This is a genomic window from Rhizobium sp. BK379 (assembly GCF_014193955.1).
Lineage (GTDB): Bacteria > Pseudomonadota > Alphaproteobacteria > Rhizobiales > Rhizobiaceae > Rhizobium.
Genome location: NZ_JACIAD010000001.1, coordinates 840,881 through 855,347 on the forward strand (window position 1 = coordinate 840,881; position 14,467 = coordinate 855,347).

General features: G+C 63.8%; 14 protein-coding genes. 9 read left to right on the top strand and 5 right to left on the bottom strand.

Annotation, left to right across the window (positions count from 1 at the left end):
• Nucleotides 1–33: 33 nt before the first annotated feature.
• Nucleotides 34–993 (bottom strand): LysR family transcriptional regulator, encoded by a 960-nt coding sequence (locus FHT93_RS04280; RefSeq protein ID WP_183846265.1) that lies wholly within the window; start codon nucleotides 991–993, stop codon nucleotides 34–36.
• A gap of 138 nt (nucleotides 994–1,131) precedes the next feature.
• Here FHT93_RS04280 and FHT93_RS04285 point away from each other — a divergent pair, with 138 nt between their 5' ends.
• Entirely contained in the window at nucleotides 1,132–1,656 is a 525-nt protein-coding gene (locus tag FHT93_RS04285; RefSeq protein WP_246781538.1) for a nuclear transport factor 2 family protein, read from the top strand.
• A 79-nt stretch (nucleotides 1,657–1,735) separates the two neighbouring features.
• Here the strand turns inward: FHT93_RS04285 and FHT93_RS04290 are convergent, their stop codons facing one another.
• Entirely contained in the window at nucleotides 1,736–2,629 is an 894-nt protein-coding gene (locus FHT93_RS04290; protein ID WP_183846267.1) for an alpha/beta hydrolase, read from the bottom strand.
• A gap of 77 nt (nucleotides 2,630–2,706) precedes the next feature.
• Between FHT93_RS04290 and FHT93_RS04295 the strand changes: the two genes are divergently transcribed.
• On the top strand, nucleotides 2,707–3,303 hold the full coding sequence (locus FHT93_RS04295; protein ID WP_183846269.1) for a TetR/AcrR family transcriptional regulator: 597 nt from the start codon (nucleotides 2,707–2,709) through the stop codon (nucleotides 3,301–3,303).
• A 50-nt stretch (nucleotides 3,304–3,353) separates the two neighbouring features.
• On the opposite strand, the gene FHT93_RS04300 is transcribed toward FHT93_RS04295, so the two are convergent.
• Together FHT93_RS04300 and FHT93_RS04305 are read right to left on the bottom strand one after the other, a co-directional pair.
• Nucleotides 3,354–3,521, bottom strand: a complete 168-nt coding sequence (locus tag FHT93_RS04300; RefSeq protein WP_162735800.1) for a hypothetical protein — start codon at nucleotides 3,519–3,521, stop codon at nucleotides 3,354–3,356.
• 58 nt (nucleotides 3,522–3,579) lie between these two features.
• Nucleotides 3,580–4,821 (bottom strand): alpha-D-ribose 1-methylphosphonate 5-triphosphate diphosphatase, encoded by a 1,242-nt coding sequence (locus tag FHT93_RS04305; RefSeq protein WP_183846271.1) that lies wholly within the window; start codon nucleotides 4,819–4,821, stop codon nucleotides 3,580–3,582.
• Nucleotides 4,822–5,135: 314 nt separating this feature from the next.
• On the opposite strand from FHT93_RS04305, the gene FHT93_RS04310 reads away from it, so the two are divergent.
• The 5 genes from FHT93_RS04310 to FHT93_RS04330 all read left to right on the top strand — a co-directional run bounded on the left by FHT93_RS04310 (nucleotide 5,136) and on the right by FHT93_RS04330 (nucleotide 12,013).
• Nucleotides 5,136–7,955, top strand: coding sequence for an AAA family ATPase (locus FHT93_RS04310; protein ID WP_183846273.1), 2,820 nt, complete (start codon nucleotides 5,136–5,138; stop codon nucleotides 7,953–7,955).
• A gap of 147 nt (nucleotides 7,956–8,102) precedes the next feature.
• Nucleotides 8,103–9,098: an alpha/beta hydrolase gene (locus FHT93_RS04315; protein ID WP_183846275.1), complete on the top strand. Its 996-nt coding sequence runs from the start codon at nucleotides 8,103–8,105 to the stop codon at nucleotides 9,096–9,098.
• A 167-nt stretch (nucleotides 9,099–9,265) separates the two neighbouring features.
• Nucleotides 9,266–10,432: an MFS transporter gene (locus tag FHT93_RS04320; protein WP_183846277.1), complete on the top strand. Its 1,167-nt coding sequence runs from the start codon at nucleotides 9,266–9,268 to the stop codon at nucleotides 10,430–10,432.
• An 83-nt stretch (nucleotides 10,433–10,515) separates the two neighbouring features.
• A complete protein-coding gene (locus tag FHT93_RS04325; protein WP_183846279.1) occupies nucleotides 10,516–11,250 on the top strand; it encodes a phosphotransferase in 735 nt (244 codons plus the stop codon).
• A 136-nt stretch (nucleotides 11,251–11,386) separates the two neighbouring features.
• Entirely contained in the window at nucleotides 11,387–12,013 is a 627-nt protein-coding gene (locus FHT93_RS04330; RefSeq protein ID WP_183846281.1) for a LysE family translocator, read from the top strand.
• Between the two features lie 48 nt (nucleotides 12,014–12,061).
• On the opposite strand, the gene FHT93_RS04335 is transcribed toward FHT93_RS04330, so the two are convergent.
• Nucleotides 12,062–12,712, bottom strand: coding sequence for a pyridoxamine 5'-phosphate oxidase family protein (locus FHT93_RS04335; RefSeq protein WP_113117414.1), 651 nt, complete (start codon nucleotides 12,710–12,712; stop codon nucleotides 12,062–12,064).
• 261 nt (nucleotides 12,713–12,973) lie between these two features.
• On the opposite strand from FHT93_RS04335, the gene FHT93_RS04340 reads away from it, so the two are divergent.
• Both FHT93_RS04340 and FHT93_RS04345 read left to right on the top strand, forming a co-directional pair.
• Nucleotides 12,974–13,525: a carboxymuconolactone decarboxylase family protein gene (locus FHT93_RS04340; RefSeq protein ID WP_183846283.1), complete on the top strand. Its 552-nt coding sequence runs from the start codon at nucleotides 12,974–12,976 to the stop codon at nucleotides 13,523–13,525.
• Between the two features lie 58 nt (nucleotides 13,526–13,583).
• Nucleotides 13,584–14,435 carry a helix-turn-helix domain-containing protein gene (locus FHT93_RS04345; protein WP_183846285.1) on the top strand — a complete coding sequence of 284 codons (852 nt, stop codon included), beginning with the start codon at nucleotides 13,584–13,586 and terminating at the stop codon, nucleotides 14,433–14,435.
• The last annotated feature ends 32 nt before the right edge of the window (nucleotides 14,436–14,467 follow it).

The following is a 14,467-nucleotide window of genomic DNA, read 5'->3' on the forward strand; positions in this document are numbered from 1 at the left end:
TGGCCAGGGCCGAAAGCATTCCTTCGTTCCCGGTCAGGTCGATCCCGCAGAACCCTCGCATGCCGACTGCAGCATCCCGAACAGCCAGCTGAGGCCCGCATCCATCATCGCGGCGCGCGGGGCGACAGCACTCAGCCGGAAACGCGGCAGCGGCAAAGGCGCGTCGACCGTCACAAGGCCGAAGCGCGGGGCGTAGATCCCGGCAAAGCGCCGGGGAACTGCGACCAGCATGTCGCTCTCGCCGGCGATGGCGAGCGCGAACATGAAGTTTGGCACAGTCAGCGCCATCCGCCTGCTCAAGCCCATCTGTTCGAGGGCCGTGTCGACGAAACCGTGCGGATCGCCACCCAGTGAAACGACGAGGTGGCGCATCCCGACATAGCGCTCGAGCGTCGGTTCCTCAGCGAAAGGATGACCGGCGCGCATGGCAATGACGAAGTCCTCCTCATAGAGCGTCAGGCTGTGAAAGCGCGCCGGAATGTCATCGGAAGGTACGATCGCAATGTCCATGGCGCGCGCTTCCAGCTCGCCAAACGCATTGCGCCAGGCTCGCGCAGGCGCGCTTTCGCCCTGCTCCGGCAGCAGCTGGCGTATGCTGATATCGACCCCAGGCGCAGACTTTTCCAATCCCGAGAGCAGCGCGGACAGGAAGACCGCGGAAACACCATCCGGCGCCCCCAGCGTGAACCGGCGGCTCGACCTCGCCGGATCGAAGGGCTCGGCTGTCGCAATCACGCTTCGCACCCTGGCGAGAATCTCGGCAACAGGTGCTGCAAGCTCCATCGCGCGCGCCGTCGCCACCACGCCTCTCGGCGTCCTCACGAACAGCGGATCGTTGAGCATCCGCCGCAGGCGCTGAAGCCCGTGGCTGACCGCTGACGGTGAGATGTTCAGCCGGTCGGCGGCGCGGCCGACATGGCCCTCCTCGACGACCGCTTCGAAAAGCACGAGGAGATTGAGATCGGCGCGCGAGAGATCAGTTTCATTCAGCATATCGCTGAAATCATATCATTGGCTTCAGCATCCGAAAACCGGCATTGCTTGAGCATGCAGGCTCCGCAGCCGCGCCTCTGAATCCCGGGCCGGCAAAGGACCAGACTAGCAAAGGACCAGGCTAGCAAAGGAAATCTCATGTCACCTTCAAGACGATCCCTTCTCGTTGCCGGCACCGCCGGTCTTGCCTCCCTTGCCGGCAATGTCCGCGACATCAAGGCCGATATGCCGGCAGCCGATCTCGCCCGGATATCGGAGGAGGCCAATGCCGCGCTGATGCGCGGCGATGTCGACACCTACCGGGCGCTCGTGCCGCGCACGCAGGACTTCACGCTGATGTCGCCCTTCGGCGGCACACCGTCCCACGAGGCCGGCTTCACCGAAAAGACCTGGGATGGCATGCGGCAGTTCTTCAGGAACGGCACGCTGAAACAGGAAGTCGTCCAAACCTATGCTGGCACCGACATGATCGTGCTCGCCGTCATCGAGCGCGCTCACGTCGAAGTCGGCGGCCTGCCCGCACAGGATTGGGCGTTGCGGGTGACGCTCGTCTACCGGCGCGAGGACGGAGAGTGGCGGCTTGCCCATCGCCACGCCGATCCGCTCGGCCATGCCATCACGTTGGAGCAATCGGCGGCACTCGGGCGTGGGGCCATATATTGAGGCGTGCTTTGCGCCGAGAGAAGATGTCGCGACAGAAGCAGAAAGGGAGCGAGCACCCTGCCCGCCCCCTTTACCAAATTCACTTGCCGGAAACCGAGTCCCGGAACTCCGCCAGGTCGCGGTTGAAGCGCGGTGCTTCCTCCAGGAATGGCGCATGGCCCGACTGCGCATAGATCTTTTCCCGAACGGCCGGATTGATCGCGCGGGCGCGCGCGATGCTCGGCTCGACATTCACCAGATCGTCCTTGCCGCCATAGAGCAGCAGCACCGGAACGTGCGCTTTGCCCAGACCCTCGGCAGCCGAAACGGTCATCGACGGAACCGTCCGCGTCATGATCCACGAGGCCATCGCGGCATTGGAGAGCAGGCGCTCGAAGGTTGCCGCATCCGGCTGCGTTGCAAAACACAGGGCCAGGAAGGTTTTGACCGCATCGAGATGCACCTTCAGCTGATCCGAGGCCATGCCGGCATAGACATCGGGATGCGCGGTGATCAGCGCAGCATTGAGTTCGATCACGCCGTCAACATAGACGACGCCGGCAATGGCGCCGTCGCCATAGGCGGCAAGATAGTTCGAGATGACGACGCCGCCGAGCGACCAGCCGACGAGGACAGGCTTGCGAACTCCGGTCTCCTTCAGGACCGCCGAGAGATCGCCTGCCCAGCGGCGCCCGTCGCGATAGGCCTCGGCATCGTCAGGCTTGCCCGACAGGCCGTGGCCGCGCATGTCGTAGCTGATCAGCCGAAACTTCTGCAGCTCGGGGCTGCCGACCTGCATGTCCCAGTTGAGATGGCTGCCGAGCAGGCCGTGGATGAAAACGATCGCCGGCCCGGCGGGATCGCCCGCTTCCTGAACCGCGATCTCGACGCCATCAGGCGCCTTCACCGTGTAATTCTTCTCCGCGGCCACCGCCACAGAAGACAGTCCCGCCAGCAGGACCACCACCAAGATACCGCGCATTATTCTCAACATGCCAAAATCCTTATGTTTAGCGATCACTACAAACTAACCGCTTGCCTTTTGCTGTCAAGCAGTCTTTAGTGATCGCTATGGATAAGGTTGTGAAAACACGCCGCGGCGGCCCGCGAACCTTCGACAGGGACGAGGCGATCGACATCGCCATGCGGCTCTTCTGGCGGCATGGATACGAGGGCGTCTCGCTGAACGACCTGACGGCGGCAATCGGCGTCGCGCCCCCGAGCCTCTACTCGGCCTTCGGCAGCAAGGCCGGCCTCTACCGCGAGGCGCTCGAACGCTATTTCGGCTTGCGCGGGCCTGTCTGGGATATCAAACCCACCACGACCCTTCAGGAGACCGTTGAAACCCTGCTCCACAAGGCAATCGACGCCGTCATCGACCCGGCCGGAGAGCGGGGCTGCATGATCTCGAGCGGCATGATCCAGTGCGGCCCCGACCATGCGGAACTCGCGCGCGAGCTGGCGGAACGCCGCGACACGATGCGCGACATGATCGCAGCAACGCTCGGGCACTGGCTGGACCGTGAACACGCTCTCTCGCTGGCCCGTTATCTTGTCGCTGTCCTGCAGGGCCTGTCCGTCCAGGCCTATGATGGTGCTTCGCGAGAGGAATTGCGCCAGGTGTCGGACGAAGTTGTGGCTGGTTTAAAGGCGAGAATGTCCAGCTAAAACAGCGCGCCTTCCCGATCAGGCCCGCCTGTCGCATCCCCATGAGGGCTTCATTCCTTTTCCGCGTCCCTGTCGCCATCAGAGGCCCTGGGCTTGCCGCGCGAACGCAGATTGTCGAAGCCCATATAGTGGTCGGCGTCGGATGTGTTCCACTTGCCGGCCAGATAGATCGCGGCAATGGCTACGGCAAAGATGAGCAGGACATAGAGCGTTTCCATATCTGCGATGTAGCGCGCAGATTTGGATCGGACAGTTCCGGGTGCTATCCCGCCGCTCTCAGGCCATTGCGAATTCGCCGGCAGGTGCCGCGCGATAGGCTTCCCGGCCGCCGACCCAGGTGCGGCGAACTGCCGGTGCTCCACCCTCGGGCCAGTCGACCAGCACGAGATCCGCCCGCTTGCCGATTTCGATGACGCCGCGATCGGCAAGGCCTGAGGCCTGTGCCGGGTTGCCTGACACGAGCGGCCAGAGCGCATGGAGCGGTGCCACGCCGTCGGCCTTCAGCCTTGCGAGGCCGAGCAGCATCGCCGGATAGTAATAGTCCGAGGCGAGAATGTCGCAGAGCCCCTCGCGGATCATGTCGGCCGCGCCGATCGAGGCAAGATGGCTGCCGCCGCGCGTCGCGTTCGGTGCGCCGAAGACGATGAAATCGCCGGCATCGCGGGCAGCCCGCGCCACCCTGCGGTTCATCGGGAATTCGCAAATCCGCGCGCCGCGCAGGCGGAAGAAATCGCGCGTTTCGATCTGGCTGTCGTCATGCGACAGCATCGGTGCGCCCGCAGCCTTGCCGAGGGCCGCGACTTCCTCGATCGCACCGGGCACTTCAGGACGGCGTTCCCACATGCTGCGCACGAGCGCCACCATGTCGGCCACCGGAATTTTTGCCCGCTTGGCGCGTTCGGCCATCTTCTCGGTGAAGCTGGGCGTTTCGAGATCCACGGTCGGGAAGGCCGGATCGAGGTCGAAGGGCCGCTCCTGCAGCGGGATCGACGGATGCAGCATCACCATCGACGTATGGTCGTTGAAGGCAATCGACGGCAGGCGCGGACCGGCAAGCGCCTCGCGAATGAGGTCGATCGCCTCGAAGCAGAAGGTTTCCCAGCGCAGCTGCACCCGATTGTCCACGGTCAGCCGCGGCGTGAGCGTGTCGAGCGCACGCACGATCGCGTAACCGGTTTCGACCGAGCGCAGCCCGGGCTCCCAGCTGAGCGTCAGCGCGTGATAGGCCGTGGCGATACCGTTGGCGGCAAGCTGGCGGTCGGTCTCGAGCAGCGCGGCAGCGACCGGCAGCATGGTGCCGGGCCGCGGCATGACCTGCCGCTCGAAGGCATCGCCATGAATATCCACGAAGGCCGGGCCGAGCAGATGGCCGCGTCCGTCGATGACATCAGCTCCGTCGCGCGCGCCGTCGATACCGGTGATCCGCCCGTCTTCGATACGCACGGAGGCGCTCTCCAGACGGTCGCCGAAAACCACGGTTGCACCCTCGATGATCACTGCCGGATTGTTTTGCTGCATGGCTCTCGTTCCAGGAAAAGGAAGGCGCAGCAGCTGAGTCCCTCGACAGGCTGCGCGCAGGCCGCCGCTTCTAACCAGCGGATATGACAAATTTGCGAACGTCACTGCGCGTCGGCACTATTTGATCGCGGCGGCAGCGCTCTTTCCTCCTCGTGCAATCCGGGTTCCCTGCCCGTATCGAAGCTGCTTTACGGACATGCCCGCGAATGGCACGCTCCATGACAAGGCGACGCTTCGGCAGTTGCTGAACCATGGTCCGGGATTCGATTCGTTTGCATTCCTGCACGCGGATCAGAGCAGGCAGCGTTAGATTGATGGCCAAGCAGTCGGAAAAGATCGGGGCGCCGCGGCGCAGACAAGGCAAGGGCGCGCCCGCCCGGTCTGCACGCGTCTCCGGGCCCGAATTCCTGCAGGGCCGGGATCGCGACATTGCCCTGATCGACAGGATGATTGCGCGGATCGACCAGGGCGGGTCGACGCTCGTGATCAGCGGCGAGCCCGGGATCGGAAAATCCGCCCTCCTCGAGCAGGCCAGGCACCAGGCCCGCGAGCGCGATCTGACGGTCCTGAGCATGACCGGCGTTCTGGCCGAGGTTCATCTGCCCTTCGCGGCGCTCGAGCAGGCGCTCCGCCCGCTGATGAAGGAGGCCGTCAACCTGGTCCCCCGTCAGCGATCTGCCCTGTTCTCCGCTTTCGGCATGCATGATGACACGGGCCCACCCGACATCTTCCTTGTGGCGCTCGCGGCACTGTCCCTTCTGACGGAAAGTGCGGCGCGAAGCCCCATCCTGCTCATTGCCGACGACGCCCAGTGGCTGGACGAGGCGACCTATGAGGTGCTGGCCTTCATCTCCCGCAGGCTGAGTTCGGATCCTATCGTTCTGTTCGTGGCCATGCGCGACGGCTTCGACCGCCTTTTCGACGATCCCTCCCACCTGCGGCTTCGGCTTTCGGGGCTCGGCGAAGCCGACGCCGAACACCTGCTGGACACCCATGCGCCTGATCTTTCGGCCGATCTGCGCAGCCGCTTCCTCCAGGAGGCCGCGGGCAATCCCCTCGCCCTCCTGGAACTGCCGCGCGACAGGCGAGCGGCTGATATCAGGGATACGACATGGCTTCCGCTGACGGAACGCCTGGAACGCGCCTTCTCGTCCCGTCTGGCAGATCTTCCCGCCGCAACCCGGATGCTGCTGTTCGTCGCGGCGGAAAACGACGGGACATCGCTCCACGAAATCCTGCGTGCCGGCAAAGCCGTATTGGGCGCAGAAGTGGATGTCAGTGCCCTGACGCCTGCCATTGCCGCCAGGCTGATCGACCTTGACGAAACGGAGGTTCGGTTCCGGCATCCGCTGGTGCGCTCGGCAATGCACCAGGCGGCAGATCTGGCGACGCGGCACAGGATCCATGCAGCCCTCGCCGCGATCGTTCATCAGGAGCAGGACCGGCATTTATGGCATCGAGCGGCGGCGACGATCGGACCGGATGAAGAACTGGCGGGCGAATATGATACGATGGCCGGCCGCGCCTTGCGCAAAGGTGCTGTCGCCATGGCAATCGAGGTTCTCGAAAGGGCGGCGGCCCTGAGCGGCACGCCGAAAGCCAGGAGCGACCGTTTCCTGCGCGCCGCCGAGCTTGCCGCCGATCTCGGCCAGCCGGAGCTGCTGGAGCGTCTGCTGCGCCAGGCCAATGTCAGCGAGGCTGATCCTGTTGCATCGGCGCGGATCGGCTGGTGCCGCGAGATGGGCCAGCCTCCGATGGTCAACGACCCCACGAAAATCCCCAGTCTGGTGGGCCTCGCCGCCGAGGCCCATGCTGCCGGCGCCACGGATCTGGCAAGCAACCTGCTCTGGCGCGCTGCCCAGCGCTGCTGGTGGAGCAATGCGCAGGCGGATCTTCGCAAAAGCATCCTGATGGCCGCAAACAGCCTCGACTTGCCCGACACCGATCCACGCCTGATCGCCATATCCGCTTACGTCGAGCCGCTTCACCTCGGGGGCGAGATATCGGGCAGGCTCCAGCAGCTTGCAGGCACGAGCAGCGGCAATCCGGTCGCGGCGCGCATTCTCGGCAGTACGGCCAATGTCATCGGCGCCTTCGACCTCGGCGTCGGTTTGCTGACCTATTCGGCTGCCGCCTTGCGCGATCAGGGACGGCTCAGCGACCTCGCGCGTGTGCTCTTTGCTCAGGCCTGGGCAGAAATGGAAGTCGGCGACTGGACGGGCGCGATGCGGGAGGCCGAAGAATCCGTTCGCTTCGCCGAAGAAACGGGAGGCACGCTCTGGATTGCCGCGGCCACGATCGTCAAGGCAAGGCTTGCGGGCATGATGGGCAATCTGGACCAGTCACAGGCCTATGCGGCCCAGGCCGAACGCCTGGTCGTCTCTGTCGGCGCGAGCTTCCTGCTGGCAATGCTGCAGATTGCGCGCGGCACGGCCGCCATCGGCGCGGGCCGGCATTGGGAGGCCTATGAGCATCTGCGGCGTCTTTTCATCCCCGCTGATCCGGCCTTCAATTCCGGTCTGCAATTCTTCGGTCTCGCCGATTTCGTGGAGGCCGCAGTCTTCTCCGGACACGCCGAAACGGCCGAGGAAGTAATCGAGCAGATGCAGCGTGTCGCCGGTCCGTCGCCAGTGCCCTGGGTCGAAACGATGCTGTCCTACGGCAGGGCGCTGCTCGCAACACCCGAGGAGGCCGAGCGGTTCTATCTGCAGGGTCTCGGGCCGGGCGCAGGCAAATGGCCTTTCCTGAGAGGACGTCTTCTGCTGGCCTATGGCATATGGCTGCGCCGCCAGCGCCGGTCCGCCGATGCGAGAGCGCCTTTGCGCGAGGCCCGCGACATCTTCGATGCGCTGAGCGCCCTGCCCTGGAGCGAGCGTGCGCGCGAGGAACTGCGCGCTTCGGGAGAAGCGAGCCGCAAGCGGACCGAATATGTCTGGGAAATGCTGACCCCACAGGAGCTGCACATCGCCCAGCTTGCCGCCGAAGGCCTGTCGAACAAGGAAATCGGCGCGAGGCTCTATCTGTCGCATCGCACGGTCGGCTACCACCTTCATCGCATCTTTGCGAAGACCGGCGTCACGTCGCGCTCGGCGCTGCGTCCCATTCTGACCGACGCCATCACGGCTGAAAGCTGACCACAGACCTGTCACCGGACTGGTCATTTGACAGAAGCGAAAGCTCCTGGCCGGGGGCTACCAATGCGGCTGCGTGCAACCTTCCCGGAGAGAAAGACCGTGAAACTCTTGCCCCTACTCGCAACCCTCAGCCTTGGAGTAAATCTCATGATTCAGCCCGCTCAAGCGGCGCCGGACGCTGCCACCGACCCGCGGATCGACCCCCAGGTCCGCGCCTTCCTTGCCGAGATCAACAAGGATCCAAGCCCGTTCTGGGAACTGCCGCAGCCCAAGCCCCAGGAGATCCTGACCGGGCTTCAGAACATGACGCCGGTCGACATGTCTGGCGTGACCACGACCGAGCAGACCATCACCCAGGATGGTCAGAGCGTGAAGATCTACATCATGAAGCCCGAGCACATCACCGGCAAACCCGGCGTGCTGCTCTTCATTCACGGCGGCGTCTGGATCGTCGGCAATTATGAAAATCATCAGCGCCTGCTGCGCGATCTCGTCGTCGGCTCCGGCCAGGTCGGCGTCTTCGTCGAATATACGTCCCTGCCGGAAGCACGGTTCCCCACGCAGCTCGATCAATCCTATGCCGCGCTGAAATGGGTCGCGGCCCATGCCGATGAATTCGGGGCCGATGGCAGCCGCATCGCGGTCGCCGGCAATTCTGTCGGCGGCAACATGGCCGCCGCCCTGTCCATCATGGCCAAGGACCGCAACGGACCGAAGATCAGCTTGCAGGTTCTGATGATCCCGGCGACCGATGCCAGCGTCGATACCGGCTCCTATCACGAATATGGAGAACAGCGCTTCCTGGCGCGCGCCTTCATGAAATACGGCTGGGATCTCTACGCGCCGGACGCCAAGACCCGCGACAACCCCTATGTATCGCCGCTGCGCGCCAGCATCGACCAGCTGAAGGGCCTGCCGCCGGCACTCGTCATCACTGCCGAGAACGATCCGCTGCGCGACGAGGGCGAGGCCTATGCCCGCAAACTGAAGGAAGCCGGCGTGACCGTGGCTGCCGCCCGCTACAACGGCACGATCCATGACTTCGTCCTGTTGAACGCGATCCGCAACGTGCCTTCCACGCAAGCCGCGATCGAACAGATCAGCGACAATCTGCGCCGCTATCTCGAACCCGCAACGCATTGATCAATGCGGCGACGCGGCGGCCATCAGCGCGCCGCGTCGCCTGCTTCCATCGATCCTGTCCGCACCTGTGCCGCCGCCTGACTCAGCTCAAAAGATCAAATGATTGAATGGCACACATCGACTGGAGACGATTGGTCGCAGGATCGGGCTCTGATACCAGAGAGCGGATGACCGCACGCCCGAAGACCTCATTCCTGTTCACCCTGATCGCCAGCGGAACCGTGCTCGGTATCGCCGGCACCGATCTGGTGCTTCCGGCCGTCCCGAGCCTGCCGGGGCAGCTCGGCGGAAGCATCGAGATTGCCCAGCTCGTGCTGGCCGCCTATGCCTTCGGCACGCTGGTCGGGCTGCTCACCTTCGGCGAACTGGGCGCGCGGTTCGATCCGCGCAAGCTGCTGATCTGGTCTCTTGCCCTGTTCGGGATTGCCTCGCTTGCGTCAGCGGAATCTCCTTCGATCGAATGGCTGATTGCCCTGCGCTTTGCTCAAGGCGCGTTCGGCTCCGGCCCGGCCGTCTTTGCGCCCGGTTTCATCCACGGCCTCTATCCGCACGACAAGGCGGCGGCCGCCATGGGACGGCTCGGTTCCGTCGAGTCGCTGGCGCCGGCGCTGGCCCCGATTGCGGGAGCCTGGCTGCTGGAATTCGGAGGCTGGGAGATTTCCTTCGTGCTTCTGGCGGCATCGGCGGCGCTGATAGCGGCAGCCGTCTTCTGGCAGCGCGCCGCCTTCCCGCACCCGCAGCAGATGGAAGAACATCACAGCTATCTCGCCATATTGAAGAATGGCGAATTCCTCCTCTATGCCGCGAGCCAGGCCCTGTCCCTCGGCGCGCTCCTGGTCTTCGTCTTCGGCCTGCCGGCTGTGCTGACCGGCCCCCTCGACAGGGGAATCGGGGATTTCGTCGTCCTGCAGGTCTGCGGCATAACCATGTTCATCCTGGCCGCGAATTCCTCCGCCTGGCTCGGCGCGAAATTCGGAACGCTGAGAACGATCCACATCGGGACGGCGATCATGCCCTGCGCCTTTCTCGCCATCTTCGCCTATGCTCTGACCGGCGCGTCCAGCCTTTTCGTTCTGGTCCCGCTTTGGGCCGCCTTGAATTTCGGCTTCGGCATCCGCGGGCCGATCGGTTTTCATCGGGCGATATCGGCAGCCCGCGGCGATCATTCGCGCGCAGCCGCAATCGTCATCGCCGCGATCCTCGGCATAGCAGCGCTCGGAACGACTGCCGTCGCTCCATTCATCGCCGTCGGCCTCTGGCCGCTGGCGATGGCCGGTGCGGCAATCTCAATGCTTGCGCTGCTTTCGCTGACCCCGCTCAAGGGCCACGATTGAAGGCCGCTTGCGAGTACATCGTGACGTCGTAAACTTTCTCCATGTCTTACGTCATTCAATCTTGACCGCCAGGAATATCGCCAATGGGATGGGAAGCACTCGGGCAATGGGGCGAAGACGCGGTTCGTATCGAACCGCTTACGGGTGGAGTTGCCAACGACGTGTCGAGGGTCCGCATCCGCGGTCAGGTCGCGGTCGGCCGTCTCGGCTCCAGGAGTGACGCCGATCTCGCATGGGAAACCGCGCTGCTCCAACATCTCGACCGGGAAGGCATGGCCGTCCCGGTGCCGATCCCGACGAGCGACGGCCGGCCGTTCGCCAATGGTCTGGTGGTGATGAAATACATGGAGGGCGGACCGCCGGAGACGCAGTCCGACTGGCGTCGCGTCGCCGACACGCTCCGCGAGCTGCATCGGTTGACGCAGGGCTGGCCGCAGCGCCCGGGCTGGCGCTCGTCGACCGATCTCCTTCATGCCGAAACCGGAACGAGGATCAACCTCTCCGCAATGCCGCCCGAGGCCGTCATCCGATGCCGGGCCGCATGGGCGCGCCTGGTCGGGCGCCGGACTTGCGTCGTCCACGGCAACCCGAACAATCCTGGCAACATCCGCATGACCGGCGAACAGGTCGCCTTGATCGATTGGGACGAGTCGCACGTCGACGTGCCCGACCTCGACCTGGTACTGCCCGGCAATGCCGCCGGTCTCGACGACGGCGCGCATGACATTGCCGCGCAGGCATCAGCCGCATGGGAGGCTGCCGTCTGCTGGCGGGACGAGTACGCAGTCAGGCGGCTTGCCGAGGTTCGCGCGGTCTGAGCCGTTTCGGCAGATCGACAGGCGGATAGCCCTCACCGGCGCGGACCTGTTCTTGATAACGCTGTGTCCACACCGGCGCCGATGGTTTTGCCCGCGCTCGCGTGCTATGGGGCGTCAGCCGAGGGAGTTTCCGACATTGCTTTCGCTTGAGACCGTCATCACGTTTGCCGCCGCAGCCACTGTCCTTTGCTGGGTACCCGGCCCCGATAATCTGTTCGTGCTGATGCAGTCGGCGATCTACGGCCGGGGTGTCGGGCTGTCGGTGACGGCGGGCCTGTGCGTCGGCCTCATCTTTCACACGGTCGCCGTGTCGCTTGGTGTCGCGGCAATTTTCCAGACCTCACAACTGGCCTTCGATGCACTGAAGTTCATCGGCGCCGGCTATCTGGTCTACCTCGCCTACAAGGCTTTCCGGGCCGTGCCGGACGAACTCGAAGCCGGGACCGCGAAAGCCAAGCCCATGTGGCAGATGATGGCGCGCGGCGTCGTCATGAATGTCACGAACCCGAAAGTCGCAATCTTCTTCCTGGCATTTCTGCCCCAGTTTACCTCCACCGCCAATGGCAGCATCGTTTTCCAGATGCTCCAGCTTGGCGGCATATTCATCCTCTGCGCCTTTACCTCTTTCGCCGTCATCTCGCTGCTTGCAGGCTCGATCAGCGCCTGGCTGAAGCGCTCCGACAGAAGTCAGGTCATTCTCAATCGCGTTGCCGGCCTCGTCTTCGTCGGGCTCGCCGCAAAGCTCGCGACGGCTCACCGCTAGGCGCTCCCCGGCATTCCTTTCACGTTCGCCACGCCGAACGCTTCCCCGTCAATAGAGCGACGTCCTGTAGGCCTCTTCGAGCGCGTCATCTATCTTGCGCATTTCGCCGTCATCGGCCGGAGCGCCGGACGTCTGGTCCAGGATGATCTTTGAAAGCGAGGGCATTTCGTTGCGATCCTGGAAGTGCTCCGGATCCCACAGATGCGAGCGCCGGAATGCCTTGGCGCAATGCAGGAACACCTCGCCCACCCGGACCAGGATCGCAAGCTTCGGCACGCGTTCGCCGACGCCCATGTCCGCGAGGATGTCAGGGTCGGTCACCAGCCTTGCCTCGCCGTTGACGCGAAGCGTGTCGTCAAATCCGGGGATGATGAAGAGCAGACCGACGCTCGGATTGGTGAGAATATTGGCCAGCGTATCCAGCCGATTGTTGCCCGGCCGGTCCGGGATCGCCAGCGTGTGCGGATCGAGGATCTTCACGAAGCCGACCGGGTCGCCGCGCGGGCTGACATCGGCCTTGCCATCCCGGTTCTGGGTGCCGATACAGATGAACGGCGATCGCCGGATGAACTCCTGGGCATGCTTGTCGAGCGCACCCATGCATTTCTGCGCCGCCAGCGCATGCGTCGGCTGAAACAGCTTCCGAAGCGCCTCCTCGTCCCCCACGACAAACTTTGGATCGACACTGAACTCCGTCATCGCATCTGCCTCCCACAGCATCCTCTTGTCGGACGATTGCTCGCCCTTGATATGACGTACGTACCTCAAATATAGGGTATTCGTCAAGGCGCGCTGTCCCGCCGGCCGGCCTCGGCGTCGGGACCGGCAAGGTTTGAATGCAGATTGGCCGGTGGCTATTACCTCCCTGTTAATTGCTGCAATACCGGGTTTTGCAGATGTTCGGGTCAGGCGCGGCCATGGGAGCCGCGATCCTCAACCTGATATCTGAAAGGTCATGCAATGACTCATTTTCCGATCCATAGCCTCGAAACGGCGCCTGCGGCATCGCAAACCGCCCTGCGCGGCCTCAAGGATGCCTTCGGCTTCATCCCAAATATCACGGGCGCCATCTCGACATCGCCCGTTCTCATCAACTGCCTGGCAGCGCTTTTCCAGAATGTGCATGGCGGCAGCTTCACCGAGCCACAGATCCAGGTGCTGCTGCTGACCAACGCCGTCACCAATGCCTGCGAATGGGCTGTCGGATTTCATTCGTTCCTGGCAATCGAGAACGGCATTGCGGCCAGCGATGTCGACGCCATCAGAAACGGCGGCTTGCCGGCCGAACCGAAGTCGGCAGCGCTTTCAAACCTCGCCCGCACCTTGATCGAGACCCGCGGACGATTGACCGAGGCGGACGTGGGCGCGTTTCTTCAGGCCGGCTTCGACGAGAGCAGACTGCTCGAAGTGATCGCCGTCATCGCCGCTTCTGCCATCACCAACTATGCCGGCAGTGTCACCCGCCCTGCCCTGGAGCCGCCCTTTGATGCCTACGCCTGGGTAAAGCCCTGATATAGAATGCGCTCGGCCGCCTCGGCGGCCAGCCTTCCGTCAGGATCGATCGCACGCCATGACCACTGCTTCAGACGTCTCACGGCCTTTCCATCCCGCGTCAGCAGGCATGCTGCTGCGCCAGTGGCGGGAAATCCGCGGCAAACCGCAGCTGGAACTCGCTCTCGATACCGGCATCTCTCAGAAGCACGTGAGCTTCGTCGAAACCGGACGAGCGACACCGAGCCGGCAGATGATCATCGATCTTGCCGACGGCCTGCAGATACCCCTGCGAGAGCGCAATGCCATCTTCCTTGCCGCGGGATACGCGCCGGTTTACCGCGACGACCCGCTCGACGCCGCCTCGATGCAGGGCATCCATCGTGCGGTCAGGCGAATGTTGCGGCAGCACGAGCCATTTCCGGCAATCGCCATGGATCGCTATTGGAACGTGATCGAGACGAACGTGTCGGCCCCTGCCTTCTTCAGCCGGTTCATCGATCTTTCGCGGTACCCACGGCCGCGCAATCTCCTGCACCTGATGTTCGATCCCGAGGGGATGCGGCCCTTCCTGATGCGCTGGGAGGAAACAGCCCGCAGTCTTCTGTCGCGGGTCAGAAGGGAAGCGATCGGTTATGTCCCCGACGAACGCACGCAGATGCTTATCGCCGAACTGATGGCCTATCCCGATGTCCCGCAGGACCCGCATTCCGGACCGGTCCAGGATGCCCTGCCCATGATCCCGCTCAGGTTCCGGACCGAACGCCATACGCTCAACCTCTTCTCGATGATATCGACGGTCGGAACGCCGCAGACGGTAACCGCCGAGGAAATACGCATCGAAACGATGTTTCCGGCCGATGACCAGAGCGAAAGCGTCTATCCGGACTTCATGAGCGGAAAGGACGCTGCCGGCCAAGATCGCCCTTGAGAACCGGCAGTGTCCTGACTGCGTACACAGCC

Excerpts from the sequence above, each read along its gene's own strand:
- FHT93_RS04280 (WP_183846265.1), bottom strand. The coding sequence starts at position 993 with ATGCTGAATGAAACTGATCTCTCGCGCGCCGATCTCAATCTCCTCGTG.
- FHT93_RS04285 (WP_246781538.1), top strand. The coding sequence starts at position 1,132 with ATGTCACCTTCAAGACGATCCCTTCTCGTTGCCGGCACCGCCGGTCTT.
- FHT93_RS04290 (WP_183846267.1), bottom strand. The coding sequence starts at position 2,629 with ATGTTGAGAATAATGCGCGGTATCTTGGTGGTGGTCCTGCTGGCGGGA.
- FHT93_RS04295 (WP_183846269.1), top strand. The coding sequence starts at position 2,707 with ATGGATAAGGTTGTGAAAACACGCCGCGGCGGCCCGCGAACCTTCGAC.
- FHT93_RS04300 (WP_162735800.1), bottom strand. The coding sequence starts at position 3,521 with ATGGAAACGCTCTATGTCCTGCTCATCTTTGCCGTAGCCATTGCCGCG.
- FHT93_RS04305 (WP_183846271.1), bottom strand. The coding sequence starts at position 4,821 with ATGCAGCAAAACAATCCGGCAGTGATCATCGAGGGTGCAACCGTGGTT.
- FHT93_RS04310 (WP_183846273.1), top strand. The coding sequence starts at position 5,136 with ATGGCCAAGCAGTCGGAAAAGATCGGGGCGCCGCGGCGCAGACAAGGC.
- FHT93_RS04315 (WP_183846275.1), top strand. The coding sequence starts at position 8,103 with ATGATTCAGCCCGCTCAAGCGGCGCCGGACGCTGCCACCGACCCGCGG.
- FHT93_RS04320 (WP_183846277.1), top strand. The coding sequence starts at position 9,266 with ATGACCGCACGCCCGAAGACCTCATTCCTGTTCACCCTGATCGCCAGC.
- FHT93_RS04325 (WP_183846279.1), top strand. The coding sequence starts at position 10,516 with ATGGGATGGGAAGCACTCGGGCAATGGGGCGAAGACGCGGTTCGTATC.
- FHT93_RS04335 (WP_113117414.1), bottom strand. The coding sequence starts at position 12,712 with ATGACGGAGTTCAGTGTCGATCCAAAGTTTGTCGTGGGGGACGAGGAG.
- FHT93_RS04340 (WP_183846283.1), top strand. The coding sequence starts at position 12,974 with ATGACTCATTTTCCGATCCATAGCCTCGAAACGGCGCCTGCGGCATCG.
- FHT93_RS04345 (WP_183846285.1), top strand. The coding sequence starts at position 13,584 with ATGACCACTGCTTCAGACGTCTCACGGCCTTTCCATCCCGCGTCAGCA.